The sequence below is a fragment of the Brucella sp. HL-2 genome, assembly GCF_025846885.2.
Lineage (GTDB): Bacteria > Pseudomonadota > Alphaproteobacteria > Rhizobiales > Rhizobiaceae > Brucella > Brucella quorumnocens.
In genome coordinates this window covers 46,531-69,180 of the sequence record NZ_JAOYTK010000007.1, presented here as the reverse complement: position 1 = coordinate 69,180, position 22,650 = coordinate 46,531, and the positions used below count along the sequence as shown (strand labels likewise).

Here is a 22,650-nt window from a genome sequence, read left to right as displayed (position 1 = left end):
GGCATGAACAATGAGCCAGGCTGAAGCCCATACTGAGGACAAGTCTATTACAGACGCTGGCACAGAAGCTGGCCGCATTCCCGTTACCGTTCTGACCGGATATCTGGGCTCGGGTAAAACGACGCTTCTCAACCGCATCCTCACCGAAAATCACGGCAAGCGTTATGCTGTCATCGTCAACGAATTTGGCGAAATCGGCATCGATAACGATCTGATCGTCGAATCGGACGAAGAAATCTACGAAATGAACAATGGCTGCATCTGCTGCACCGTGCGCGGAGACTTGATCCGCGTGGTGCAGGGCCTGATGCGCCGTCCCGGTCGCTTCGACGCCATCATCGTCGAAACCACGGGCCTTGCCGATCCGGTTCCCGTCGCGCAGACGTTCTTCATGGATGATGATGTGCGCGCCAAGACCGGCCTTGATGCGGTCGTCGCACTCGTTGATGCAAAGCACCTTCCGCTGCGCCTCAAAGATAGCCGCGAAGCTGAAGACCAGATCGCATTTGCCGATGTGGTTCTGATCAACAAAACCGACCTCGTGACACCTGCAGAACTGGCCGTGATCGAAGCGACTGTGCGCGCCATCAATCCGCATGCCATCATTCACCGCACCGAACGCGCTTCGATCCCGCTTGAGCGCGTCCTCGATCGCGGTGCTTTCGACTTGAAGCGCGCGCTTGAGACCGATCCTCACTTCCTTGATCACGATCACCCGGACCATGTTTGCGGCCCTGATTGCGACCACGATCACGGACATGATCATCACCATCATCATGGACACGACCACCACCATGATCATGACCATACCTGCGGCCCCGACTGCAATCATGATCACGGGCATGATCACGGGCATGATCACGGGCATGACCATGGGCACGATCACAAACACGACCACGGACATGACCATCATCATCATGCGTCGCCGATCCATGACGTGACGGTGACATCCGTCTCGCTTCGTGCTGGTGAAATCGATCCGGCAAAGTTCTTTCCATGGATACAGAATATCACCCAGACACAGGGTCCGAACATTCTGCGTCTCAAGGGTATCATCGCGTTCAAGGACGATCCGGACCGCTACGTGGTTCAGGGTGTTCACATGATCATCGAAGGCGATCATCAACGCGCCTGGAAGCCGGAAGAAAAGCATGAAAGCCGCCTTGTCTTCATCGGACGCGAGCTTAATGCGGCCGAACTCAAAGTCGGTTTTGAAAACTGCCAATCCCAGTAAAATTGGCAAAGTAAAATTGCCAAAGTAAAATTGGACGCTGATGCCTACAGTTGCCCCGCTCGACCTTGATGGTCATTGCCTCTATGCCCGCTTTATAAGCGGCGTTCCCTTCTTTGCTCTGGCCGATGGAACCATCCATCGGCTGGACAATGGCCACCAAACCAGCACGGCTCATGACGGCCTTCTAAGCGCAACATTGACTGTAGACGGCAAGGCGTTGGTAACCGGCGGCGAAGATGGTCGCGTTTGCCACACTGCTTCGGACGGAACCGTCACCGAATTGGCCAAAGTTCCTCGCAAGTGGATGACTGCGGTCGCAAGCGGCCCTGGCGGAACCGTTGGGTTTGCCTCCGGGCGCACCGCGTGGGTTCGTACGTCCAACGGTAAAGTGCAGGAATTTCCACAGGAACGCAGTGTCGAAGGCGTAGCCTTTGCGCCCAAGGGGCAGCGTCTCGCAATCGCGCGCTACAACGGCGCAACCCTGATATGGACCGGCACCGAAGCAAAGCCTGTGGAGCTGGAGTGGAAAGGCGCGCACATTGGCGTCATTTTCTCGCCTGACGGTCGCTTTCTAATTACCTCGATGCAAGAAAATGCGCTGCACGGCTGGCGTCTGGAAGACACCAAGCACATGCGCATGACGGGCTATCCCGCAAAGGTCAAGGATTGGTCCTGGAGCGTTAAGGCCAAGTGGCTGGCGACCTCCGGTGCACCGGCCGCAATCGTCTGGCCATTTGCTGGCAAAGATGGCCCGATGGGCAAAGCGCCGCTCGAATTGGGGTTGCGTGCCGACAGCATGGTAACATCCGTTGCCTGCCATCCAGTCGAAGATATCACCGCTATTGGTTATAATGACGGCATGGTTCTTCTTGTGCGCTTCTCGGACCAGAAGGAAGTTCTTCTGCGTCGTCCGGGCAAGGGTGCAATTTCCAGCATGGGCTGGGACGACCAAGGCAGTCGTTTGGCCTTTGGCTCAGAAACAGGTGACTGCGGCGTCATCGACATGACATCAGTCTGATAAGTTAAAACGTTTGAGCCAAAAGTGGGAAGCGGTTTTGCGTAGGGGTAATGCGCAAAAAAGTTACAGTGACTGCAAGGATTCAATCTTAACTGGAACCGCTGTAATCAAAAAAAGCCCCGGGCAATCCGGGGCTTTTTTTGTATTTGTGATTATTTCGCTTTCATCGTGACGGTTGGTCCGCCATCTGGTCCAAGCGATGCAACCCACTGGCTAATTGCCGCCGCGTCTTTTTCACCCAGCATATGATCAGCCTCAATTGTACGGGCATCTACCTTTGCACCGCCAGAGCGCAGCAAGGCCGACAAGGCTGGGGCGAAAGGCGAATAAAGCTTGTCTTCCTGACCTGTAATCGTCAACACGCGGGCTTTGCCAAGATTGGCAACCGACACATTGTCCAGCACCGGCATGGAGCGCATCAGCACCGCGCGCTTCACCAGATCGGGGTGCAACATCATGGTTGCGGCCAGCAAATTGGCACCGTTGGAATAACCAACAAAAGTTGCGTGTGAGAGGTCGAGTTCTTTTTCTTCAGCCAAGCGCGTCAAAGACGTCACGAATGCATTGGCTTCAAGCTTCACATCCTTCTGGTCGAACTTGACAGGTGTAATGCGCTTGTACCAGCGCGTACCGCCATCCTGCATCACACGGCCACGAATACCCAGCAGCGTTGCACGCGGCCAAATTTTAGACGCCAGTGGCACGAGGCTCGCTTCATTGCCGCCCGAACCATGCAGGAGAACAATCAGCTCGTTGGAAGCGTTTTCAGGCTTATAGAAGCGATAAATGAACCGCTTGCTGCGCGAAAAATTCTGTTCAGGGGTTGTTTCTACGTCCATCTTTTTTTCGCGCATTGTTACGCCCTCACCCAGCTGGGGAGTGCCTGTTTCATCTTTCATTGAGGCAGAAATGCCGTTCAATGCCATGCCCTGAGCCTTGCTCACGACCTTCACAGGCGTAGGCTGGCCTTCCGCAAATGCGGTGCTTGTTGTTGCTGCGAGCGCCATCATAATGGCGGCTATAAACGTCTTCTTTACCATAAGCTCAACTTGCCACTGATATGTTAACGAAGGTTTTAAGGCAGCTCCACCCGGGTTCTCTATGACCCCTGCCGGCTCGATGAATGTAGTGCTCTTAACAGCAGAGTTTTAGCGAGAATGTGGCGGAATACACGAAAAGTTACGCAATGTTACAATTCTGTTACAGCACCTCAAATCCATCAACAAAGCGTGAGCCACAATGGAGCGGCAAATTATTCATGATTTTGACGCCTTTAGGCGGAGAAATAGGTTATGATTGCGACGAACGGATTTCAAAACGATGACCAACGTTAAATTTAGCCGCTTCTCGCCTGCCCGACTGACGGATGATCAGGTCACGCCGCGCACATTCTATCTTCGGCGGCGTGAATTCATGGTCGGACTTGGTGCGCTGGCAGCAACAGGGCTTGCCTCTGGTGCGTTTGCAGATCCGCTCAAGGCCAAAGCTTCGTCTTATAAAGTCGATGAAAAGCTGACGCCAAAAGAGGCCGTCACGACCTACAATAATTTCTACGAATTCGGGACCGACAAGAGCGACCCGGCAGCCAATTCGGGCGATTTCAAACCCTTGCCATGGCGCCTGACAGTCGATGGTCTTGTCAAACAGCCGAAGGAATTCGACATCCAGGATCTGATCGCCAAAATGCCGCTAGAAGAACGCATCTATCGCATGCGTTGCGTGGAGGCATGGTCGATGGTCATCCCTTGGATAGGCTTCCCACTGGCAAGTCTGCTGGCCCAGGTCGAGCCACTTGGCTCTGCAAAATACATTGCCTTTACCGGTGTTGTTCGCCCCGAAGAAATGCCTGGCCAAAAAGGGCTATTCCAAGTTCTGAACTGGCCCTATGTCGAAGGCCTCCGTTTAGACGAGGCGATGCATCCGCTCACAATTCTGTCCGTCGGTCTTTATGGTGAAACACTCCCTAACGCCAATGGAGCCCCCGTCCGGCTGGTTGTTCCATGGAAATATGGCTTCAAGGGCATCAAATCGATCACCAAAATCAGCTTCGTCGAGAAACAGCCGCCCACATCATGGCAACAGCAAGCTGCCAATGAATATGGCTTCTATGCAAATGTGAACCCGGCAGTCGACCATCCGCGCTGGAGCCAGGCTACTGAACGCAGGATCGGTGAAGGCAGCTTCTTCGGTTCGAGTCGCCGCCCTACCCTGCCTTTCAACGGCTATGCCGAAGAAGTGGCATCGCTCTATGCTGGCATGGACCTGCAGAAGAATTACTGACATGGCCAGTGCCAAGACCAAATCTGCACGGGTCAATGAATTGAAGGTCTGGGGACTTTATATCCTGGGCTTGCTGCCAGCGTTGTGGGCGTTCTATCTCGGTGCAACCGATCAGCTCGGCGCAGACCCCGTCAAAAGCTTTGAGCATACGCTCGGCCTCTGGGCACTGCGCTTTCTCATTCTGACACTACTCGTAACACCCATCCGCGATGTCACTGGCATCAGTCTGCTGCGTTATCGACGCGCACTTGGGCTTCTCGCATTCTATTATGTGCTGATGCATTTTACAGTTTATATGGTGCTGGATCAGGCGCTCAGCATTTCGGCAGTCATAGCCGATATTGTGAAAAGACCCTTCATCACCATAGGCATGATCAGTCTGGCGCTTCTTGTGCCGTTGGCGCTTACCTCCAACAACTGGTCTATTCGCAAGCTGGGTCGGCGATGGGTCACGCTGCACAAGCTTGTCTATGTCGCCATTGCTGGCGGTGCGATACATTTTCTGATGTCTGTTAAAAGCTGGCCCGCTGAGCCGATAATCTACGCAGCGATTGTAACAACACTTCTGTTGTGGCGCGTTGCACGCCCGTTTACCAAAGGAAGCAAGCAAGTAAAACGTCCGCGTGAAGCCGCTGTAATATTAAAGAAATAAAATACAATTTCCTTCTTTTGATTAAGTCTAATCTATCAGATAAATCGCCTTTCCTGGAGGATAGGCGATGACATTCCAATGCAAATCATGTCAGTATCGCTACAACTTCGGCAAATGACGCGCCAGGCGAATACGGGATGTCCATGTCTTCTATCTTGAAATCAAAAACCGTCCGTATCATAGGCAAACTGGTCTTCGTCTTATTCGTTATCATCTTTGCAATTTGGGCCAGTTTCGGGATGTGGTTCCAGCTTCCCTTCGGCAATGCTGTGCGCGGCTCTATAATTGCAGCCTGGCTCTTTATCGCTATTTGGGTGATAGCAGGCGAGCGACAGTTCTTTTGTCTGCGCAAGAGGCTGTTCTTCTGCCTGCTTGCTCTTGTCTTCCTGGGCTGGTGGGCAACCATCCGCCCTTCGCTTGATCGCATCTGGGCTCCCGAGGTCGCACGCACAGTCACAGGCAAGGTGGAGGGCGATCAGGTCACTCTTTTCAATGTTCGGGATTTCGACTGGCGAACGCCTGAAGACTTCACGCCGGTCTGGAAAGAAGAAACTTACGACCTCAACAAGATAAACTCAGTCGATGTCTATCTGTCCTATTGGGCGGGACCGGCGATTGCCCACACACTACTGTCCTTCGGCTTTGAAGATGGGCGACATGTCGTATTTTCCGGCGAAATTCGCAAGGAACATCACGAGGTCTATTCCGCCGTCGGCGGCTTCTTCCGTGAATTCGAACTGGCTATGATTGCAGCCGAAGAAAGCGACATCGTTTTTCTACGCACCAATGTCCGTAAAGAAGATGTCTATCGATACCGCGTGAATTTGCCTCCAGCGGGTGCGCGCGAATTGTTTCTCTCCTATGTGGAGCTGGGGAACGAACTGGCGGCTAAGGCCAAATTCTATAATACGCTGAGCGCCAATTGCACGACGATCATTTTCACAATGGCGCGTGTGCTTGATCCGACATTCCCATTTGATTACCGCATTCTCTTGTCCGGCTATCTGCCAGGTTATCTTTATGACCATGGCTGGCTCGAAAACAATGGCACGCTTGAAGAGATAGAGAAGCGTGCATCCATCGACGAAAAGGCACAAGCAGGCGGTCGCGATGGCTATTCGGAGCGGATACGCCAATAAAAAACCCCGCTTGCGCGGGGTTTCCAATCGGCAACTACGAAGAATTAGATTGCCGCAGTAATGATGATCTCGACTTTGTAATCCGGGGTCGCGAGTGCTGCTTCGCCGGTCGCGCGTGCAGGCGTGTTGGCCTTGTCGACCCAGCTGTCCCAGACTGCGTTCATTTCAGCGAAGTCCTTCATGTCTGCGAGCCAGATGATAGCCTGCAAGATCTTTGATTTGTCCGAACCAGCGGCTGCGAGAAGGCGATCAACTTCAGACAGAACGGCCTTGGTCTGATCAGTCACGCTTGCGCCCGGCTCGCCAACCTGACCGGCGAGATAAACGGTATTGCCGTGAACTACGGCCTGGCTCATACGTGGTCCGACTTCGATACGACGGATGCTCATGGTGAACTCCTCTCATGACTGCTGCGGAAATCGTCCCGCATTTAAAAATGTTGCGCATCCTTATTAAAGCCCCTGCCCGCTTTGGCAATGGCTGATTACTGCTTGATGCGGACAATTCCGTCGAAAGTGCTCCCAGAACGCGTCACACTCGCCTGCAATAAAGTGCAGTGCTATGGTTGCCCCGAATGGGATGAAGCCATCATGACCAAAAACAGCTCAGTACAAGCAGATGAAGACCAAAACCCGTCGCAATTGATCGACGCCCGGATCAAGGATCTTGCAGATTGGCGTGGCGAAACGCTTGCAAAGGTCCGAGCTATCATCAGACAGTCTGATCCAGAGATCATTGAAGAGTGGAAATGGCGAGGCGTACCGGTCTGGTCGCATACAGGCATAATCTGTACGGGCGAGACTTATAAAAGCGTCGTGAAGCTGACCTTCGCCAAAGGCGCATCCCTCGCGGACCCGTCAACTCTCTTTAACTCAAGTCTGGAAGGCAATATGAGACGGGCAATCGATATACGCGAAGGCGAAGCCATCAATGAAGATGCGTTGAAAGCGCTCGTCCGCGCGGCCATCATGCTCAACAAGGCGAAGCCGCCCCGTCGTTAATACCAAGGCGGCTCAAGATGCTGACGCATCACGCCTTGAAAATGTTCAATCGCCACACGGGCTTAACCAAAGTCCGATGAGTCTTACTCAATGAACTTTGATATTAGTCATTTCCAGCAAAAGTGCGAAGCGGCTTTCGGAAAGTTATGCGCAGAAATAGACTATTAGAGCGTGTTTCAGCTCTGATCACATGTTTGCGTTGAACGCCTTCGTGGGAATTGACTCTTGATGCCCGTGCTCTTATAAGCCGCACCACGTTCGCCCGCACGGGTTAACGGATAGTTTGTGCTGTCCGCTCCGCGAGGGAATGAACTAGCTCCTGTTCAAAGACAGAACCAAGAAGGGCCGCACACCGCGGTATTAAATAAATGAAGCGCACTTTTCAGCCATCAAATCTCGTCCGTAAGCGTCGTCACGGTTTCCGTGCACGCATGGCAACTGCCGGCGGTCGCAAGGTTCTTGCCGCTCGCCGTTCGCGCGGCCGCAAGCGGCTTTCCGCTTAATCTTTTTCCGCGCGTCCAGCGCGGTGAATAAAGATATGAAAAAGCAGAAACAAATACTCCGCCTTCGCAAGAGAGCGGAGTTTTTGTCTGTAAGGAATGGTGAAAAACGGCGTGGTCCACTGTTTCTTCTCGAAGTTCGGAAACGTTCTGAAGAAGAGTCTGAAGCAGCCAAAATCGGTGAAAAACCCCGCGCAGGCTTCACTGTCACCAAGAAAAACGGCAATGCAGTGATACGAAATCGTATCCGTCGCAGGTTGCGAGAAGCGGTTCGTTGTCACGTGGGGCGTGACATGGCGGCTTCGACAGACTATGTGATCGTAGCACGCGAGCAAGCACTCACTGCGCCCTTTTCGCAATTGACCGCAGAACTCTCCAAACGCTTAAAAGCTACGGATGGGCGGCGGGACGAAAAGAAACGCCGAACGGAAAGACCGGAATCAGGACCCGTCAATGGAAAATAATCGTAATTTCTTCATCACCATTGCCCTGTCCATCCTCGTATTAACGCTGTGGCAAGTATTCTATCTGGGACCGAAAACGGAAGCCCAGCGGGAGCAGACACGCATTGAGGAGCAGCAGCGCCAGACCCAGCAAGCCACACAAAGTGGGGCTCAGGGCGGCGCGCAGGGCGGTGACACCCCACAGATGCCCGGTACGTCCGGCGCAATACCCGGCCAGGGCGATGGCGTAGCCGCAGGCGGCGCATTGACCCGCGAAGCTGCTGCAGCGCAGTCGCAGCGCGTCGAAATCGACACAGCCTCGCTGCGCGGCTCGATCAACCTGACGGGTGCACGTCTTGATGATCTCTATCTCAAAAAGTACCACGAGACCGTTGACGACAAGTCCCCTGAAATCGAACTGCTCGCCCCATCGGCTCTCAAGCAGGGTTATTTCGTTGAACTCGGTTTCACCGGCAACGACGCAACCGGCGAAGTTCCTGGTCCAAACACTGTCTGGACCGTTGAAGGCAACAATAAGCTGACGGCATCGACGCCTGTTACCCTGACCTTCACCAACGACAAGAACATCACATTCAAGCGCGTCATCTCGGTTGACGATGCTTACATGTTCGAAGTCGACGATACGGTCACCAACAACACCGGCGCTCCGATCTCGCTTGCTTCTTATGGCCGTGTAACGCGTTTCAACCAGCCAGAACACGCCAGCGCCACTTATGTTCTTCATGAAGGCCTTATCGGCGTCATGGGTCAGGACGGCCTTCAGGAAATCAAGTATTCCAAGGTTGAAGACGACAAGGACATTTCGTTCAAGGACGTCACAGGCGGTTGGGTCGGCATCACCGACAAGTATTGGGCAGCCACGCTCGTTCCACCACAGAACGAAAAATACACGGCGCGTTTCTCGCACTTCACCAATGACCGTCCGCGCTACCAGTCGGATTTCCTCAGCGCACCGATCACGGTTGCTGCTGGTGAAGCCAGCACCATCAAGAACCATGTTTTCGCTGGTGCCAAGGTCGTTTCGGATATCAAGAATTACGAGGAAAAGCTCGGCATCAAGCAGTTCGAACTGCTGATCGACTGGGGCTGGTTCTACTTCATCACCAAGCCGATGTTCTACCTCATCGACTGGATCTACAAATTCTCCGGCAATTTCGGCGTCGCCATTCTGGTTGTCACTGTTCTGCTCAAGGCCCTGTTCTTCCCACTGGCCAACAAGTCATACAAGTCGATGGCGCGTATGAAGCTGGTGCAGCCGAAGATGACTGAAATCCGCGAGAAGTATGCGGATGACAAGATGAAGCAGCAGCAAGAGATGATGCAGCTCTACAAGCAGGAAAAGATCAATCCGCTTGCAGGTTGCTGGCCAGTGCTGGTCCAGATTCCGGTGTTCTTCGCACTCTATAAGGTTCTGTACGTCACCATCGAAATGCGCCATGCGCCATTCTTTGGCTGGATTCAGGATCTTGCAGCACCCGATCCAACATCGATCTTCAACCTGTTCGGTCTTCTGCCTTTCGCAGTTCCAGCATTCCTGATGATTGGCGTTTGGCCGCTTATCATGGGCATCACCATGTTCCTGCAGATGCGCATGAACCCAACGCCTCCAGATCCAACACAGGCGATGATCTTCACCTGGATGCCGATCATCTTCACCTTCATGCTGGCATCGTTCCCAGCAGGTCTCGTCATCTACTGGGCATGGAACAACACGCTTTCCATCACTCAGCAGGCTGTGATCATGAAGCGTCAGGGTGTCAAAATCGAACTTTTTGACAATCTGAAAGACGTCTTCAAGCGAAAGCCGAAAGACGTAAAAAAGTAAAAAGACAAAAAGCCCCGCACTAGCGGGGCTTTTTTGGTGCTCGTTCATCCAGAACAGTTGACATTACAGCCTCTAACATTGATGCGTGTATTCTTTAGAGTACACGATCAGGAAGACCACATTGAGCGATCAGGATAAAAAGCAGGCAGCAGCCCAGTTAGCAGCAGATGCGACCCGCGCAGCACATGCAGCTTTGGTCGAAGAAGGGCGCCTGCTCTTCAAGAAATCGTGGATCTTCATCCGTGGCGTGCCGTCGATGAAATTTCTGCCACTGGAAGGCCCTGTTGAAATTGCTTTTGCCGGGCGTTCAAATGTCGGTAAATCTTCGCTTATCAATGCGATTGTCGGCAAAAAGGCACTCGCCCGTACCTCCAACACACCGGGCCGCACGCAGGAATTGAACTATTTCGTTCCTGATGGCTATTCTGGCGAGAATGGCGACCTTCCGCCATTGGCGCTTGTCGACATGCCGGGCTACGGCTTTGCTGAAGCGCCAAAAGCCCATGTCGACGCATGGACGCGTCTCGTCTTCGATTATCTTCGCGGCCGTACGACGTTAAAGCGCGTCTATCTGCTGATCGACTCCCGCCACGGCATCAAGAAGAACGACGCTGAAGTGCTCGACCTGCTCGACAAGGCCGCAGTCTCTTATCAGATCGTGCTGACCAAGATCGACAAGATCAAGGCTGCTGGCATTCCCCGTCTGCTGGAAGAAACCCATGCGCTTACCAAAAAGCGTGCGGCCTGCTTCCCCGGCATCATCACGACCTCGTCAGAGAAAGGCCTCGGTCTGGATGAGCTGCGTGCCGCGATTGCGCTGGTAGCCAAGGAATAGTGCATTTCCGGAAAAAGCGGAGACTTCGCTTAGTTTAGCTCGGGCAGCTTGCCGACTGATTGTTTAGTCCCTGCTTGAGCTGCTCAAACTGCGTGGTGGTCTTTGAACCATCACGCGTGACACGCAGAACATACATGCTGTCGAAATCTTCGCCGGGCCATTTGGGTACGAGAGCCTTATCATCACCGCTATCCTTCACGATGTTTCTGGCAAGCTTTACAAGCTGCTTGTGCTCCCAACCCATCAGTACTGTCGCGTTGCGATATTCAGGCTGCGCGAGCGTCGCCTGCAGTTCCTCAATATCCTTGAAACCAAAGCGCGTATCGACCGGCATTCCGAACTTGATAGCCGTCGGCTCAACCGTGGCAAGCGGGCGATTATAGGAATAGATCGCGCCCTTATCTTCCTTCAACTGAGCAGGATTGGGCGCAAAGATATAATCCGGTTTGCCGAATTTCTGCGCAATCACCGCCGGTAGTTTCAGCGCACGGTTAAGCCCCTGACAATTGAGTTGCCCCAAGCCCTGATCCGGCTTTTCGCCATGGCGCAACATGATGATGGTTTCAGTTGTCGATGCTGCTTGCGACGCACCTATACCTGCCAGAAAAATCAAAGCTGTGAAAACTGCCCGTCGCATTAAACCACTCCATTCAAGAGCATGTGTTATGCGCAATCTTTTAGCGCTCTCATAGGATTTTAATTGGGCGGTCTTTGGCGACGCGTTCAAATATTCGCGAACAAACAATGGAAAACCGTTTTACAGAGCACTGCATATTGCTTAGAAAAGCCTGCCTCTCTTGCCCTGTCGCCAGCCATGGAGCCCGCGATGACCACTCTTGATAATCCTGAAATGCAAGCGCAACTCCTTTCGGCAGCCCTGCCCTATATGCAGCGCTACGAAAACAAGAATGTCGTGGTGAAATATGGCGGTCACGCCATGGGCAACCCAGAGCTTGGCAAGGCCTTTGCCCGAGACATCGCGCTTCTCAAGCAGTCAGGTATCAATCCAATTGTTGTCCATGGCGGTGGCCCGCAGATTCAGGCGATGCTGACCAAGCTCGGCATTGAATCGCGCTTTGAAGGCGGCCTTCGCGTTACCGACGAAAAGACGGTTGAAGTGGTGGAGATGGTTCTCGCCGGTTCCATCAACAAAGAGATCGTCGCCCTCATCAATGCTGAAGGCGAATGGGCCATCGGTCTTTGCGGTAAAGATGGCAATATGGTTTTTGCGCGCAAGGCGCACAAAACCGTCATCGATCCCGATTCCAATATCGAAAAGGTGCTTGATCTGGGCTTTGTTGGTGAACCAGCTGAAGTCGACCGCACGCTTCTCGATCTTCTAGCGCGCTCAGAAATGATCCCGGTTATTGCGCCTGTCGCACCGGGTCGCGACGGTCATACATACAACATCAATGCCGATACTTTTGCGGGCGCTATCGCAGGGGCACTGGCTGCAACGCGTCTTCTGTTCCTTACCGACGTTCCAGGCGTTCTCGACAAGGACAAGAAGCTCATCAAGGAATTGTCGGTTGCCGATGCACAGGCGCTGATCAAGGACGGCACGATCTCCGGCGGCATGATCCCAAAGGTCGAGACCTGTATCGACGCGATCCGTCGCGGCGTTGAAGGTGTGGTCATTCTCAATGGCAAGACACCGCATTCGGTACTGCTTGAGCTTTTCACCGAACACGGTGCCGGCACGCTTATCGTGCCATAATCAGTTAGCCGCCTTCGGGCGGCTTTTTCTTGGCCCGCCTTCGTGACATAAAGACTTATGACCAATCAACCTGATGCTCCGGCCTTCGCTCACGTCACCGACTGGGTATTCGACCTCGACAATACGCTCTATCCGCACGCCGCTGATCTGTTCTCGCAGATCGATGTGCGCATGACGAGCTATGTCGAGAACCTCCTGAAGCTGCCGCGCGACGAAGCGCGCAAGATTCAGAAGCAGTTTTATCTGGAATATGGCACCACGCTGAAAGGTCTGATGGAATGCCATGAAATCGATCCGGACGACTTTCTAAAGAAGGTACACGACATCGACTATTCCTGGCTGCAACCTGATCCGGCACTTGGAGAAGCAATCCGTGCCCTGCCCGGTCGCCGCTTCATCTTCACCAATGGCGATCGCGGACACGCCGAACGCGCCGCACGTCAACTCGGCATTCTCGATGATTTCGATGATATTTTCGACATTGTTGCAGCAGGTCTGACGCCAAAACCAGAGCGTGTCACTTACGACCGTTTTCTCGGAGCTTTCGGCGTGGATGCGCAAAAGGCTGTCATGTTTGAGGACCTCGCGCGCAATCTTGTCGTGCCAAAGACGCTGGGCATGAAAACCGTGCTGGTGGTTCCGAACAATTTTGAGCCGACATTCTCGGAGATTTGGGAAAGTGACCCGGAATTCACGGATCAGGTGGATTATGTGACCGATAATCTGACCCAATTTCTGGAAACTATAATTGCAGACCGATAGGCAGTTTACCGGCCTTGAAAAGCGCATAGATAAGGCGGCCCATCGCCTTCTCGATAGCTTACCTCGTCACCGCATCAGCGATGCACTGATTGAATTTCTGGTTTTCGGATTGAAACAGGCATGGGCCTGCCTGTTTGGCGGCGCAATGCTGGGCCTGATTATTCTCACACGCTGGTTCTGGCCAGAAGGTGGAATTGAAGGTGGCACAGGATTTATCACCCGCTACGACTTCCTGTTTCTTTCCGCTGTGCTGATCCAGCTTGGAATGCTTATTTTCAAGCTGGAAGCTTGGGAAGAAGCCAAGGTCATCGTCATTTTCCATATCGTTGGAACAGCGATGGAAATATTCAAAACCCATGCCGGTTCATGGATTTATCCCGAAGAAAACTTCTTCCGGATCGGTGGTGTTCCGCTCTTTTCTGGTTTTATGTATGCGGCCGTCGGCTCCTATATGGCGCGTATCAATCGGATCTTCGATATAAGGCTGAATCACTATCCGCCGCTCTGGATGACGGTTGTTCTGGCAACTGCAATTTATATCAATTTCTTCGCTCATCACTTCATCTGGGATATGCGCTGGGTTCTGTTTGCAGTCACCTTCGCGCTCTACTGGCGCACAAGCATGCATTATCGCGTGTTTCGTTTCCGGCATAAAATGCCGTTGCTGGTCGCGTTCCTGCTCACATCACTGTTCATCTGGATTGCCGAGAATATTGGTACGTGGTCGAAGGCCTGGCTCTATCCCAACCAGCGCAATGGATGGGAGCTGGTTTCAATGAGCAAGCTCGGCTCATGGTATCTGCTGATGATTATTTCAGTCGTGCTGGTGACACTCGTGCACCGGCCGCGCGAGTATTCAGAAACCGAAAACGCCCGGTCCTGATGAACCGGGCGCTTGGCAATTCTCAACCAGAAAAAATCAGAGCTTATAGAAGTTTTTGATCTCGTCCCATGCTTCGTCTGCGGTGTCGACAAATGTCAGCAATTCGATGTCTGCCGGAGAGATCGTGCCCTGCTCTGCCAGAAACTCGATATTGATCGCCTTGCTCCAGAATTCTTTACCGAACAGGATGAGCGGCATACGCTCCATACGGTCTGTCTGGATCAGGGTCATGGCTTCAAACAGCTCATCCATCGTGCCGAAGCCGCCGGGGAATACGCAGACGGCTTTTGCACGCATCAGAAAATGCATCTTGCGCAGCGCAAAATAATGGAAATTGAAGCAGAGCTCCGGCGTCACATAGGCGTTCGGTGCCTGCTCATGTGGCAGAACGATATTAAGCCCAATCGTTGGTGCCCCGACATCAGCCGCCCCACGATTGCCAGCTTCCATAACACCCGGACCACCGCCCGTAACAACGATGAATTCGCGATAATAGGTGGTCGCTGAATATTCGGAGCAGATGCGGGCAAACTTACGCGCTTCCTCATAGTAACGCGAGTTGGCTTCAAGATTCTTCTTCTGCACTTCATTTTTTGCGGCCCAGGCTTCGCCGCCCGGCTCAGGAATACGCGCGCCACCGAACATCACAACCGTCGATTTGATACCGCGGTCGGCCAGGATCAGTTCAGGTTTAAGCAGTTCAAGCTGAAGCCGCACCGGACGCATGTCGCGCCGTGTCATGAAGTCGTCGTCCATAAAGGCAAGACGATAGGCAGAAGCCTCAGTCTGAGGGGTTTGCGGCACTGTGCGCGCCTGTTTAGCAGCTTCCTCGGAATTCGGGAAAGGCGTCCAGCCGGACTTCTCCATTGGGTTCATGCTTGCCTGCTCCTTCAATTACAATGCGTATTGATGTCTATCATCTATTCTGGCGCTAATTTCTTAATCTGTCGCAATTTCGACCAGCTATTTCACACAATAACGCGATTGACCCATATGGTGCCTTCGCTTAATCACTTCTACGATAACTGCCGACCGAAAAGGTGGCAGCCGCTTATCCTGCCATTTTATGGAGACCGCCATATGACCAAGCCAGATTTCGCCTCCCTTGAAAAGGTCATCGAGAAGGCTTTTGACGAACGCGATGGCATCAGCACAGCAACCCGCGGCGAAGTTCGCGATGCTGTTGAACAGTCGCTGCTTATGCTCGATCGCGGTGAAGCCCGTGTGGCAGAAAAACAGGCGGACGGCAACTGGCAGGTCAATCAGTGGCTCAAGAAAGCCGTGCTGCTTTCTTTCCGTCTCAACCCGATGGAAGTCATCAAAGGCGGTCCCGGTCAGTCTTCCTGGTGGGACAAGGTTCCTTCCAAGTTCGACGGCTGGACGGCAAATGAGTTTGAAAAGGCCGGTTTCCGCGCTGTTCCAAATTCTGTCGTCCGTCATTCAGCCTATATTGCGCCAAACGCAATCCTGATGCCGTCTTTCGTCAATCTCGGCGCTTACGTCGATGAAGGCACGATGGTCGACACATGGGCGACCGTCGGCTCCTGCGCACAGATCGGCAAGAACGTGCATCTTTCGGGCGGCGTCGGCATCGGCGGCGTTCTGGAACCAATGCAGGCTGGACCAACCATCATCGAAGACAACTGCTTCATCGGCGCTCGTTCGGAAGTTGTCGAAGGCTGTATCGTTCGCGAAGGCGCCGTACTTGGCATGGGCGTATTCATCGGCAAATCGACCAAGATTGTTGATCGCTCGACCGGCGAGGTCTTCTATGGCGAAGTGCCACCATACTCTGTTGTTGTCGCTGGCACCATGCCAGGCAAAAATGTTCCGGGTGAAAACTGGGGCCCAAGCCTCTACTGTGCCGTGATCGTCAAGCGCGTCGATGAGAAGACCCGCTCCAAGACTTCGATCAACGAACTGCTACGAGACTGATCATGCAGCACCGTTCCAGCGGTTCCGGTTAAGACTGAATCGTTGGAGCCGCTGTAACTACTTGTTTTTGCGCATTATCCAACGCAAAACTGCTTCGCAATTTTTGCTGGAAATGCTTTAAACAAAAAAGGCGAAGCCGCAAAGCTTCGCCTTTTTCTATAGAATATCAGAAATATTAGTTCTGATAGCTCGAAGGCGATGCATCGCCGAAGCGGTGTGCAGAACCGTCGCTATAGGTCTGACCCTGGGTCTGGATCGAAGCAGGAGCCGTATAGTCAACGCCCTGTGTTGCAACAGGCGTACGGTCGTTTGCATAAAGATCAGCTGGTTCACCAACATGTGGGTTTTCAGCGAAAGCAGCACCGGCGCTAAGGGCAACGGCTACGGCAGCAAGAGCAAACTTTTTCATTTTTATAATCCTTCTATCGCCCCTTTGGATGGCAACTTGCCTTTCCCTTCGGGGACTCCGGGATGACAAGAAGCCATCCTCCGGGGAGATCAGTTAAAATCGTTGCGTATTTTAATTCCAGTAGTGAGAACCTTGGGAGGCCGCACTCACTACCTTCATGTCTTGCTATTCCGGCCTGCGATCAGACCGGGATAGCAAAGCTTTTAGTCGAACTCTTAGTTCGAGAAGCTCGAAGGCGAAGCATCACCGAAACGGTTTGCCGAACCATCCATATAGGTCGACTGGCCAATTGTTGCAGTCGCGGTGTGATCAACGCGCTGTGTAGCAACTGGGGTACGATCATTTGCATAAAGATCAGCTGGCTCACCTACACGTGGGTTTTCAGCAAAAGCAGCACCGGCGCTAAGTGCGAGAGCAGCAGCAGCAAGAACAAACTTATTCATTTTCTATCTCCATTTAGTCAGATGGGCGACGTACTATGCGTCGTCCTCATGCATCTCAAATGGGTGACAGTGGGAGAAAGTTCCAGTCACGAAAATGTTTTCTTAATCACACATTCGTGCAGCCAATTTTTCAAAAATCAGATAAAAATTAGAAAATAAATAATTTAAAACAGTATGTTAGTTCATATATCAGCATTCACATAACTGTTATATGGGTATTTTTGTTCATTATCCTCGAACAGTCTGTTTGCTTTCACTGTATAATAATAGCGAACAATAAGGCCTATTGGCGACAGTTATGTGGCTGATCGTTTCATCGCCGCCATGATTTGAAAACCGTAAAACAATCGTTCGGAGCAACCTTAGCCCATCACAACAAGACGCTCACAACAAAATAGGGTCGCAAAATGCGACCCTATCGAACCTTTTCAATTGAGTTATAAGCGCCTCATCTCGGCCAAAGATCCCGCGCGCACGACATCAATTATTAGCAACAGCCATAGAACGACCCGCAATCGAAACCCATTGGCCGGAATTGGCTGGCGATTGCATCTTGATGTAACGATAGGACGTCTTTTCGACCGGCAGCACTTCCCCGCGCATATTGTCGAGAATGTAATCACCATGATCCGTCCGGACAGTCAGTACGATGTGCGGCTCACTACCCTGCACCATCGTAATAAGAAGCTGTGACGGACTGATGCCGCGCCCCATCAGCTTGGCGCGCTTCAAAAGCACATAATCTTCGCAATCACCCTTACCATTTCTTGGAATGGTCCAGTAATCGCGCTTGCCGTAATTATCCTGATCGGAAACAGGCTTGATCGCAGCATTCACGGATGCATTGACACTTTGCAGCATCTGCATGCGCTCAGGCGTCAATTTCATCGGCGAAAGCGCGCGGTGCGCTCCGCAATCGCGTGGTGTCCGCTTACAATAATCAAGGTGACCGTAGGGAATACTCGTTATTCCGCCCGCTTCACTCCATTGAGCTGCCTTGGCCGGGACCAGCGTCACCCCGGATAAGGCCATTATACCTGCTGCCGCAGAAATCAGTGAACGCATGACAGATTCCCATTATTAAAATGTCCCCTAGAACAAGTTCTCTAGTGACAATTCCCCGGTGACCGGTCCGTTTTCCGGATCTCGCTATCAACCTTTTTTTAACTAACGATGACAAAGCCCCCTTGGTCAAGGAAATTTCATTCCCGAATTGCAACCAAATGAGAAAAGCCGCGATAAATGTCTGCTCTTAGAGCGCCCTGCGCCCTCTTCGGCTCTGCGCACGGACGCTCTAAGCTATTGAACCCAAGCATCGTGCTTGCCTAACATCGATTCCGATTTTAGGGCCGATCCACTCGTGTTTACCCAGTTATGGGATTGTTGTTTCATCTGGGAGCTTCCCGATCTAATCTCAAGCCCATACGATTCTCAGAGTAAAGCTGTAACACCATGAGCCTGCCTACCAATCCTGCCGAAAACCTTGCCGCTCTCATTCGCTGCCCGTCGGTTACGCCCGCTGAGGGTGGCGCGCTGACGGCACTTGAAGGCATGCTTGCACCGATGGGGTTTTCCATCCAGCGCCCGGTCTTCACCGATGAAGGCACGCCTGACATTGAAAATCTCTACGCGCGCAAATCGGGCAATGGCGCTCATTTGATGTTTGCTGGCCACACCGATGTTGTGCCTCCCGGCGATGAAGCCGACTGGAAGCATCCGCCCTTCTCGGCAGCCATTGAAGACGGCATTATGTATGGGCGCGGCGCGGTCGACATGAAGGGTGGCATTGCCTGCTTTGTCGCAGCCGTCGCACGTCACGTCGAAAAGCATGGAAGCTTAAAGGGCAGCGTGTCCTTCCTGATTACCGGTGACGAAGAAGGCCCGGCGATCAATGGCACCGAAAAGCTTCTGAAATGGGCTAAAGAGCGCGGCGAAAGCTGGGACGCGTCGCTTGTGGGTGAACCGACAAACCCGAACACACTTGGCGATATGATCAAGATCGGACGCCGAGGCTCGATTTCGGGCATCGTTACGGTCCATGGTGTGCAAGGCCATGCCGCCTATCCACATCTGGCTGAAAACCCGGTTCGTGGCATCACGACGCTCATCGACAGCCTGCTTTACCCTGCTTTTGATGAAGGTACGGCGGATTTTCAGGCCAGCAATCTTGAAGTGACGACCGTCGATGTCGGTAATAAGGCCACCAATGTCATTGCCAATAAGGCTAGTGCTTCCTTCAATATTCGCTTCAACGACACATGGACAGCGGATAGCCTGAAGGCGGAGATCATCTCACGTCTTGAAAAGGCATCACGCAATAACCGCCTGCGCCCAGGTCGTGAAACGCCAATCAACTACGAACTGGTCTGGCGCGAAAATCCGAGCCATGTCTTTTTGACCCGTGACGAGAAGCTCATCGGTACGCTGACAGCATCCGTTGAAGCAGTCACCGGCAAGCGCCCCAATCTCTCTACGTCGGGCGGCACGTCAGACGCACGCTTCATCAAGGACTATTGTCCAGTGGTCGAGTTTGGCCTTGTCGGACAGACCATGCACATGGTTGACGAACGTGTCGCGGTTGCTGATCTTGAAGGCCTCACACAGATTTACGAACGTTTCATCGCTGATTTCTTTGGATAAGGAACTTCATGCCCAGTCTGGATGATATTTTCAGATATTTCACGGGCGTCTGGAAGATGATGCTTGGCCGTAAGGACGGCCTCGCATACCTCGATATCTCTGCAGAAGATTTCTGGGCATCTTTCTATGCGATTGTCATCGCCCTGCCTCCGCTTTTGGCAACATGGGTTGCCTATGCGGCCGATCTGACTGCCGGTCGCGATGAAGCAGGCCTGCGCCTTGCAATCGTCATCCGCGCGGCATTCGTCGACCTTTCCGCGTGGGTAATACCGCTTGTCATTATTGGAATATTGGCCCGACGGATAGGCATTTCAAAACGCTATGCAGCCTACGTCATAGCAACAAACTGGGGCAGCGCGTTGCTGTCGTGGCTTTTCGCTCCGATTACGCTGCTGCAGCTGTTTTTTCCGGGTTTTCTCGATGTTGCGACGCTGTTTGCGATCGTGCTGTTCGGTATCTCTGTCATTCTGAGCTACCGACTGACATTCATCGTGCTGCAACGTCCACACGCCTATGTCGCCCCGTTTTTCGCTTGCGTATTCTTCGGCTCACTGTTCATCACAGTGTTCCTGCAGCAGCTTTTCGGCATTGGGATTAGCGCGCAAACTTTTTAAAATGGAAATGGGTAGTCGACACCGACGAGATAAAGGCCGTAAGGCGGGGCAACCTGACCGCAAGCTTTACGGTCTTTGGCTTCCAAAGCAGCCTGCAGATCATCTGCCGTCCAACGCCCCACGCCTACTTCCATGAGACTACCCGCGAAGGATCTCACCTGATTGTGCAGGAACGAGCGGGCAGAAACCCGCATTTCCACATAGTCGCCATCGCGTGTGATGTCGAGCCTGTCGAGCGTCTTCACCGGGCTCTTTGCCTGACATTGCGTTGCGCGGAAAGTTGTAAAGTCGTGCTCGCCCAAAAGCCGCTTTGCGGCCTCGTGCATCGCTTCGTGATCAAGGCGCTTCTGCACCCACCAAACACGATGATAATCAATCGCCAACGGCGCACGACGGTTATGAATGCGATATAGATAATGCCGGCCACGTGCTGAAAACCGGGCATCAAACGCATCTGTCGTCTTTTCGACATTCAGAATGCTGATACGTTCATCAGCCATCACCAGATACGCATTGAGTGCATCGCGGATTTTCGCAGCGCCCCAATCCTTGGTGAGATCGGCGTGAACAATCTGCGCGCTCGCATGGACGCCCGCATCTGTACGTCCAGCCGCGCTCAATGTCAGATCTTCACCGCAGAACTTCTTGAACGCCTGCTCAATGGCATTCTGCACCGCATGGCCGTTTTCCTGCCTCTGCCAGCCGACATAGGGCGTGCCGTCATATTCGACAGTGATTTTATAACGAGGCACCGCTCAGAGAACCTTCGCGACTTGCGCACCGCGCAGAAATTCTTGCGCCGCCAGAGGCTTGCCGCCTGAACGCTGCAGCGTGACGAGCCGCACGGCACCGTCTCCACATGCAATGGTCAACCGATCATCAAGCACTGTGCCCGGCGCACCATTGCCCTCGCCCAACGTGGAGCGCTGCAATTTTACACGCTCAACCTCGCCATTGATTTCCATTTCGCACCACGCACCCGGAAACGGCGACAAACCGCGAATGGTATTGTGCACGTGCGCAGCTGGCTTCGACCAGTCGATGCGCGCTTCGGCCTTGTCGATCTTGGCGGCATAGGTCACGCCTTCTTCGTCCTGCGGCTGAAGTGTCAGACTTTCGCGTTCAAGCGCTCCCAGAGCACGCACCATCAAATCGGCACCAATCATGCTCAATCGATCATGTAATTCACCCGCCGACATATCCGGCGTGATCGCGATCTTTTCAGCCATGGCAACAGGGCCTGTATCAAGCCCCACATCCATCTTCATGATCATCATGCCGGTCTCGGTGTCGCCCGACATGATCGCGCGCTGAATAGGCGCCGCTCCGCGCCAGCGCGGCAGAAGCGAGGCATGGCCATTGTAGCAACCAAGACGCGGTGCATCGAGAATGGCTTGCGGCAACAACAGGCCATAAGCCACAACAATCGCAACATCGGCTTCGAGGCTTGCGAAAACATCCTGCTCTTCCGCACCCTTAAGGCTTTTGGGCGTGAAAACCGGAATGCCGAATTCCTCAGCCTTTTCATGAACTGGCGACTTTGTCAGCTCGAGTCCGCGACGACCTGCCGGGCGCGGCGGCTGTGTATAGACCGCCACCACTTCATAGCCATGCCCGATAATAGCAGTCAGAATCGGCACCGAGAAATCCGGCGTCCCCATAAATACGATACGCATCACAACGCCCTGTTTGACGCGCGCTGGCTGGCGAGCTTCTTGAACTTCTTGATGACCATATCGCGTTTCAGCTTGGAGATATGATCAATGAACAGCACACCATTGAGATGGTCGATCTCATGCTGCAAGCAGGTTGCCATCAGGCCATCGGCATCCATCGATTGCGGCTTGCCGTCGGCATCAAAATAATTGACCTTGATCGTCGCAGGCCGTTCAACTTCCGCATAATAATCCGGGATTGACAGACAGCCTTCCTCATAAACGCTGCGCTCGTCAGACGAAGCAACAATCTCAGGGTTTATAAAGACGTGCGGGGCCTTCGCCTCATCTTCCTTGGCAAGGTCGATGACCAGCATGCGCAAAGGTTCGCCCACCTGAATGGCGGCAAGACCAATGCCCGGCGCGTCATACATCGTGTCGAACATGTCGCCGGCAAATTTGCGCAATTGATCATCAAAGCGCTCGACGGGCTTGGACAGTTCACGAAGAACGGGATCAGGAAGAATAATAAGCGGTTTTATAGACATGAGTTTCACGTAATCGCTCGCAAAAGAATCGTCAATTGTAACTTGTAAAATGTTCCCGTTTTGATCTCACCTTTGCATGACGAATCAGCTAAGCTG

The 22,650-nt window shown here is 53.0% G+C and carries 26 protein-coding genes; 16 read left to right on the top strand and 10 right to left on the bottom strand.

Going from position 1 to position 22,650, the window contains the following annotated elements:
• Positions 1–10: 10 nt before the first annotated feature.
• Together OIV19_RS11165 and OIV19_RS11160 are read left to right on the top strand one after the other, a co-directional pair.
• Positions 11–1,234, top strand: coding sequence for a CobW family GTP-binding protein (locus OIV19_RS11165; protein WP_264231676.1), 1,224 nt, complete (start codon positions 11–13; stop codon positions 1,232–1,234).
• A gap of 40 nt (positions 1,235–1,274) precedes the next feature.
• Positions 1,275–2,252, top strand: a complete 978-nt coding sequence (locus OIV19_RS11160) for a WD40 repeat domain-containing protein (protein ID WP_095447235.1) — start codon at positions 1,275–1,277, stop codon at positions 2,250–2,252.
• 152 nt (positions 2,253–2,404) lie between these two features.
• Here OIV19_RS11160 and OIV19_RS11155 read toward each other — a convergent pair whose 3' ends face one another.
• Positions 2,405–3,259 (bottom strand): alpha/beta hydrolase, encoded by an 855-nt coding sequence (locus OIV19_RS11155; RefSeq protein ID WP_404901458.1) that lies wholly within the window; start codon positions 3,257–3,259, stop codon positions 2,405–2,407.
• A gap of 313 nt (positions 3,260–3,572) precedes the next feature.
• Between OIV19_RS11155 and msrP the strand changes: the two genes are divergently transcribed.
• The 3 genes from msrP to OIV19_RS11140 all read left to right on the top strand — a co-directional run bounded on the left by msrP (position 3,573) and on the right by OIV19_RS11140 (position 6,323).
• The gene (msrP, locus tag OIV19_RS11150; RefSeq protein ID WP_095447964.1) at positions 3,573–4,532 is read left to right on the top strand and encodes a protein-methionine-sulfoxide reductase catalytic subunit MsrP; all 960 of its coding nucleotides are present in this window, start codon (positions 3,573–3,575) and stop codon (positions 4,530–4,532) included.
• Between the two features lies 1 nt (position 4,533).
• On the top strand, positions 4,534–5,184 hold the full coding sequence (msrQ, locus tag OIV19_RS11145; protein WP_264231675.1) for a protein-methionine-sulfoxide reductase heme-binding subunit MsrQ: 651 nt from the start codon (positions 4,534–4,536) through the stop codon (positions 5,182–5,184).
• A 143-nt stretch (positions 5,185–5,327) separates the two neighbouring features.
• Positions 5,328–6,323, top strand: a complete 996-nt coding sequence (locus tag OIV19_RS11140; RefSeq protein ID WP_191793569.1) for an Lnb N-terminal periplasmic domain-containing protein — start codon at positions 5,328–5,330, stop codon at positions 6,321–6,323.
• A gap of 44 nt (positions 6,324–6,367) precedes the next feature.
• Here OIV19_RS11140 and OIV19_RS11135 read toward each other — a convergent pair whose 3' ends face one another.
• Positions 6,368–6,712, bottom strand: a complete 345-nt coding sequence (locus OIV19_RS11135) for a RidA family protein (RefSeq protein WP_095447239.1) — start codon at positions 6,710–6,712, stop codon at positions 6,368–6,370.
• A gap of 201 nt (positions 6,713–6,913) precedes the next feature.
• Here OIV19_RS11135 and OIV19_RS11130 point away from each other — a divergent pair, with 201 nt between their 5' ends.
• The 5 genes from OIV19_RS11130 to yihA all read left to right on the top strand — a co-directional run bounded on the left by OIV19_RS11130 (position 6,914) and on the right by yihA (position 10,948).
• Positions 6,914–7,324, top strand: coding sequence for a DUF1801 domain-containing protein (locus OIV19_RS11130; RefSeq protein ID WP_264231674.1), 411 nt, complete (start codon positions 6,914–6,916; stop codon positions 7,322–7,324).
• Positions 7,325–7,692: 368 nt separating this feature from the next.
• Positions 7,693–7,827 carry a 50S ribosomal protein L34 gene (gene rpmH, locus OIV19_RS11125; RefSeq protein WP_024899264.1) on the top strand — a complete coding sequence of 45 codons (135 nt, stop codon included), beginning with the start codon at positions 7,693–7,695 and terminating at the stop codon, positions 7,825–7,827.
• A gap of 35 nt (positions 7,828–7,862) precedes the next feature.
• Complete coding sequence (gene rnpA / locus OIV19_RS11120) at positions 7,863–8,288, top strand: ribonuclease P protein component (protein WP_036567963.1); 426 nt, start codon at positions 7,863–7,865, stop codon at positions 8,286–8,288.
• On the top strand, positions 8,278–10,113 hold the full coding sequence (gene yidC / locus OIV19_RS11115; RefSeq protein WP_095447240.1) for a membrane protein insertase YidC: 1,836 nt from the start codon (positions 8,278–8,280) through the stop codon (positions 10,111–10,113). Before rnpA ends, yidC begins: the two co-directional genes overlap by 11 nt.
• 121 nt (positions 10,114–10,234) lie before the next feature.
• The gene (yihA, locus tag OIV19_RS11110) at positions 10,235–10,948 is read left to right on the top strand and encodes a ribosome biogenesis GTP-binding protein YihA/YsxC (RefSeq protein ID WP_024899261.1); all 714 of its coding nucleotides are present in this window, start codon (positions 10,235–10,237) and stop codon (positions 10,946–10,948) included.
• Between the two features lie 34 nt (positions 10,949–10,982).
• Here the strand turns inward: yihA and OIV19_RS11105 are convergent, their stop codons facing one another.
• Positions 10,983–11,585 carry a hypothetical protein gene (locus tag OIV19_RS11105; RefSeq protein ID WP_264231673.1) on the bottom strand — a complete coding sequence of 201 codons (603 nt, stop codon included), beginning with the start codon at positions 11,583–11,585 and terminating at the stop codon, positions 10,983–10,985.
• A 189-nt stretch (positions 11,586–11,774) separates the two neighbouring features.
• Between OIV19_RS11105 and argB the strand changes: the two genes are divergently transcribed.
• The 3 genes from argB to OIV19_RS11090 are packed head-to-tail and all read left to right on the top strand — an operon-like array spanning position 11,775 to position 14,310.
• The gene (argB, locus tag OIV19_RS11100; RefSeq protein ID WP_095447242.1) at positions 11,775–12,665 is read left to right on the top strand and encodes an acetylglutamate kinase; all 891 of its coding nucleotides are present in this window, start codon (positions 11,775–11,777) and stop codon (positions 12,663–12,665) included.
• A gap of 57 nt (positions 12,666–12,722) precedes the next feature.
• Entirely contained in the window at positions 12,723–13,427 is a 705-nt protein-coding gene (locus OIV19_RS11095; protein ID WP_264231672.1) for a pyrimidine 5'-nucleotidase, read from the top strand.
• Positions 13,414–14,310 (top strand): DUF817 domain-containing protein, encoded by an 897-nt coding sequence (locus tag OIV19_RS11090; protein ID WP_264231671.1) that lies wholly within the window; start codon positions 13,414–13,416, stop codon positions 14,308–14,310. The genes OIV19_RS11095 and OIV19_RS11090 overlap by 14 nt, the downstream gene beginning before the upstream one ends.
• 36 nt (positions 14,311–14,346) lie before the next feature.
• On the opposite strand, the gene OIV19_RS11085 is transcribed toward OIV19_RS11090, so the two are convergent.
• Positions 14,347–15,186, bottom strand: a complete 840-nt coding sequence (locus OIV19_RS11085; RefSeq protein ID WP_095447245.1) for an LOG family protein — start codon at positions 15,184–15,186, stop codon at positions 14,347–14,349.
• A 204-nt stretch (positions 15,187–15,390) separates the two neighbouring features.
• Here OIV19_RS11085 and dapD point away from each other — a divergent pair, with 204 nt between their 5' ends.
• Positions 15,391–16,245, top strand: a complete 855-nt coding sequence (gene dapD, locus OIV19_RS11080) for a 2,3,4,5-tetrahydropyridine-2,6-dicarboxylate N-succinyltransferase (protein WP_151093567.1) — start codon at positions 15,391–15,393, stop codon at positions 16,243–16,245.
• 175 nt (positions 16,246–16,420) lie between these two features.
• On the opposite strand, the gene OIV19_RS11075 is transcribed toward dapD, so the two are convergent.
• The 3 genes from OIV19_RS11075 to OIV19_RS11065 form a co-directional block, all read right to left on the bottom strand.
• On the bottom strand, positions 16,421–16,654 hold the full coding sequence (locus OIV19_RS11075) for a hypothetical protein (RefSeq protein ID WP_095447247.1): 234 nt from the start codon (positions 16,652–16,654) through the stop codon (positions 16,421–16,423).
• Positions 16,655–16,869: 215 nt separating this feature from the next.
• Positions 16,870–17,097: a hypothetical protein gene (locus tag OIV19_RS11070; protein WP_095447248.1), complete on the bottom strand. Its 228-nt coding sequence runs from the start codon at positions 17,095–17,097 to the stop codon at positions 16,870–16,872.
• Positions 17,098–17,577: 480 nt separating this feature from the next.
• Entirely contained in the window at positions 17,578–18,162 is a 585-nt protein-coding gene (locus OIV19_RS11065) for a transglutaminase-like cysteine peptidase (protein ID WP_264231670.1), read from the bottom strand.
• A gap of 387 nt (positions 18,163–18,549) precedes the next feature.
• Here OIV19_RS11065 and dapE point away from each other — a divergent pair, with 387 nt between their 5' ends.
• Together dapE and OIV19_RS11055 are read left to right on the top strand one after the other, a co-directional pair.
• Positions 18,550–19,737, top strand: a complete 1,188-nt coding sequence (dapE, locus tag OIV19_RS11060; protein ID WP_264231669.1) for a succinyl-diaminopimelate desuccinylase — start codon at positions 18,550–18,552, stop codon at positions 19,735–19,737.
• 8 nt (positions 19,738–19,745) lie between these two features.
• Positions 19,746–20,351, top strand: coding sequence for a hypothetical protein (locus OIV19_RS11055; protein ID WP_095447250.1), 606 nt, complete (start codon positions 19,746–19,748; stop codon positions 20,349–20,351).
• Here the strand turns inward: OIV19_RS11055 and truA are convergent.
• From truA to def, 3 genes are read right to left on the bottom strand one after another with little or no spacing between them, the layout of a single operon-like run.
• Complete coding sequence (truA, locus tag OIV19_RS11050; protein WP_095447251.1) at positions 20,348–21,103, bottom strand: tRNA pseudouridine(38-40) synthase TruA; 756 nt, start codon at positions 21,101–21,103, stop codon at positions 20,348–20,350. The two genes, OIV19_RS11055 and truA, sit on opposite strands and share 4 nt — an antisense overlap.
• Positions 21,104–21,106: 3 nt before the next feature.
• A complete protein-coding gene (fmt, locus tag OIV19_RS11045; protein WP_095447252.1) occupies positions 21,107–22,027 on the bottom strand; it encodes a methionyl-tRNA formyltransferase in 921 nt (306 codons plus the stop codon).
• Positions 22,027–22,554 carry a peptide deformylase gene (gene def / locus OIV19_RS11040; protein ID WP_024899246.1) on the bottom strand — a complete coding sequence of 176 codons (528 nt, stop codon included), beginning with the start codon at positions 22,552–22,554 and terminating at the stop codon, positions 22,027–22,029. Before def ends, fmt begins: the two co-directional genes overlap by 1 nt.
• Positions 22,555–22,650 lie beyond the last annotated feature (96 nt).

Coding starts and splice junctions, on each gene's coding strand:
- OIV19_RS11165 (WP_264231676.1), top strand. CDS start 11: ATGAGCCAGGCTGAAGCCCATACTGAGGACAAGTCTATTACAGACGCT.
- OIV19_RS11160 (WP_095447235.1), top strand. CDS start 1,275: ATGCCTACAGTTGCCCCGCTCGACCTTGATGGTCATTGCCTCTATGCC.
- OIV19_RS11155 (WP_404901458.1), bottom strand. CDS start 3,259: ATGGCGCTCGCAGCAACAACAAGCACCGCATTTGCGGAAGGCCAGCCT.
- msrP (WP_095447964.1), top strand. CDS start 3,573: ATGACCAACGTTAAATTTAGCCGCTTCTCGCCTGCCCGACTGACGGAT.
- msrQ (WP_264231675.1), top strand. CDS start 4,534: ATGGCCAGTGCCAAGACCAAATCTGCACGGGTCAATGAATTGAAGGTC.
- OIV19_RS11140 (WP_191793569.1), top strand. CDS start 5,328: ATGTCTTCTATCTTGAAATCAAAAACCGTCCGTATCATAGGCAAACTG.
- OIV19_RS11135 (WP_095447239.1), bottom strand. CDS start 6,712: ATGAGCATCCGTCGTATCGAAGTCGGACCACGTATGAGCCAGGCCGTA.
- OIV19_RS11130 (WP_264231674.1), top strand. CDS start 6,914: ATGACCAAAAACAGCTCAGTACAAGCAGATGAAGACCAAAACCCGTCG.
- rpmH (WP_024899264.1), top strand. CDS start 7,693: ATGAAGCGCACTTTTCAGCCATCAAATCTCGTCCGTAAGCGTCGTCAC.
- rnpA (WP_036567963.1), top strand. CDS start 7,863: ATGAAAAAGCAGAAACAAATACTCCGCCTTCGCAAGAGAGCGGAGTTT.
- yidC (WP_095447240.1), top strand. CDS start 8,278: ATGGAAAATAATCGTAATTTCTTCATCACCATTGCCCTGTCCATCCTC.
- OIV19_RS11105 (WP_264231673.1), bottom strand. CDS start 11,585: ATGCGACGGGCAGTTTTCACAGCTTTGATTTTTCTGGCAGGTATAGGT.
- argB (WP_095447242.1), top strand. CDS start 11,775: ATGACCACTCTTGATAATCCTGAAATGCAAGCGCAACTCCTTTCGGCA.
- OIV19_RS11095 (WP_264231672.1), top strand. CDS start 12,723: ATGACCAATCAACCTGATGCTCCGGCCTTCGCTCACGTCACCGACTGG.
- OIV19_RS11085 (WP_095447245.1), bottom strand. CDS start 15,186: ATGAACCCAATGGAGAAGTCCGGCTGGACGCCTTTCCCGAATTCCGAG.
- dapD (WP_151093567.1), top strand. CDS start 15,391: ATGACCAAGCCAGATTTCGCCTCCCTTGAAAAGGTCATCGAGAAGGCT.
- OIV19_RS11075 (WP_095447247.1), bottom strand. CDS start 16,654: ATGAAAAAGTTTGCTCTTGCTGCCGTAGCCGTTGCCCTTAGCGCCGGT.
- OIV19_RS11070 (WP_095447248.1), bottom strand. CDS start 17,097: ATGAATAAGTTTGTTCTTGCTGCTGCTGCTCTCGCACTTAGCGCCGGT.
- OIV19_RS11065 (WP_264231670.1), bottom strand. CDS start 18,162: ATGCGTTCACTGATTTCTGCGGCAGCAGGTATAATGGCCTTATCCGGG.
- dapE (WP_264231669.1), top strand. CDS start 18,550: ATGAGCCTGCCTACCAATCCTGCCGAAAACCTTGCCGCTCTCATTCGC.
- OIV19_RS11055 (WP_095447250.1), top strand. CDS start 19,746: ATGCCCAGTCTGGATGATATTTTCAGATATTTCACGGGCGTCTGGAAG.
- fmt (WP_095447252.1), bottom strand. CDS start 22,027: ATGCGTATCGTATTTATGGGGACGCCGGATTTCTCGGTGCCGATTCTG.
- def (WP_024899246.1), bottom strand. CDS start 22,554: ATGTCTATAAAACCGCTTATTATTCTTCCTGATCCCGTTCTTCGTGAA.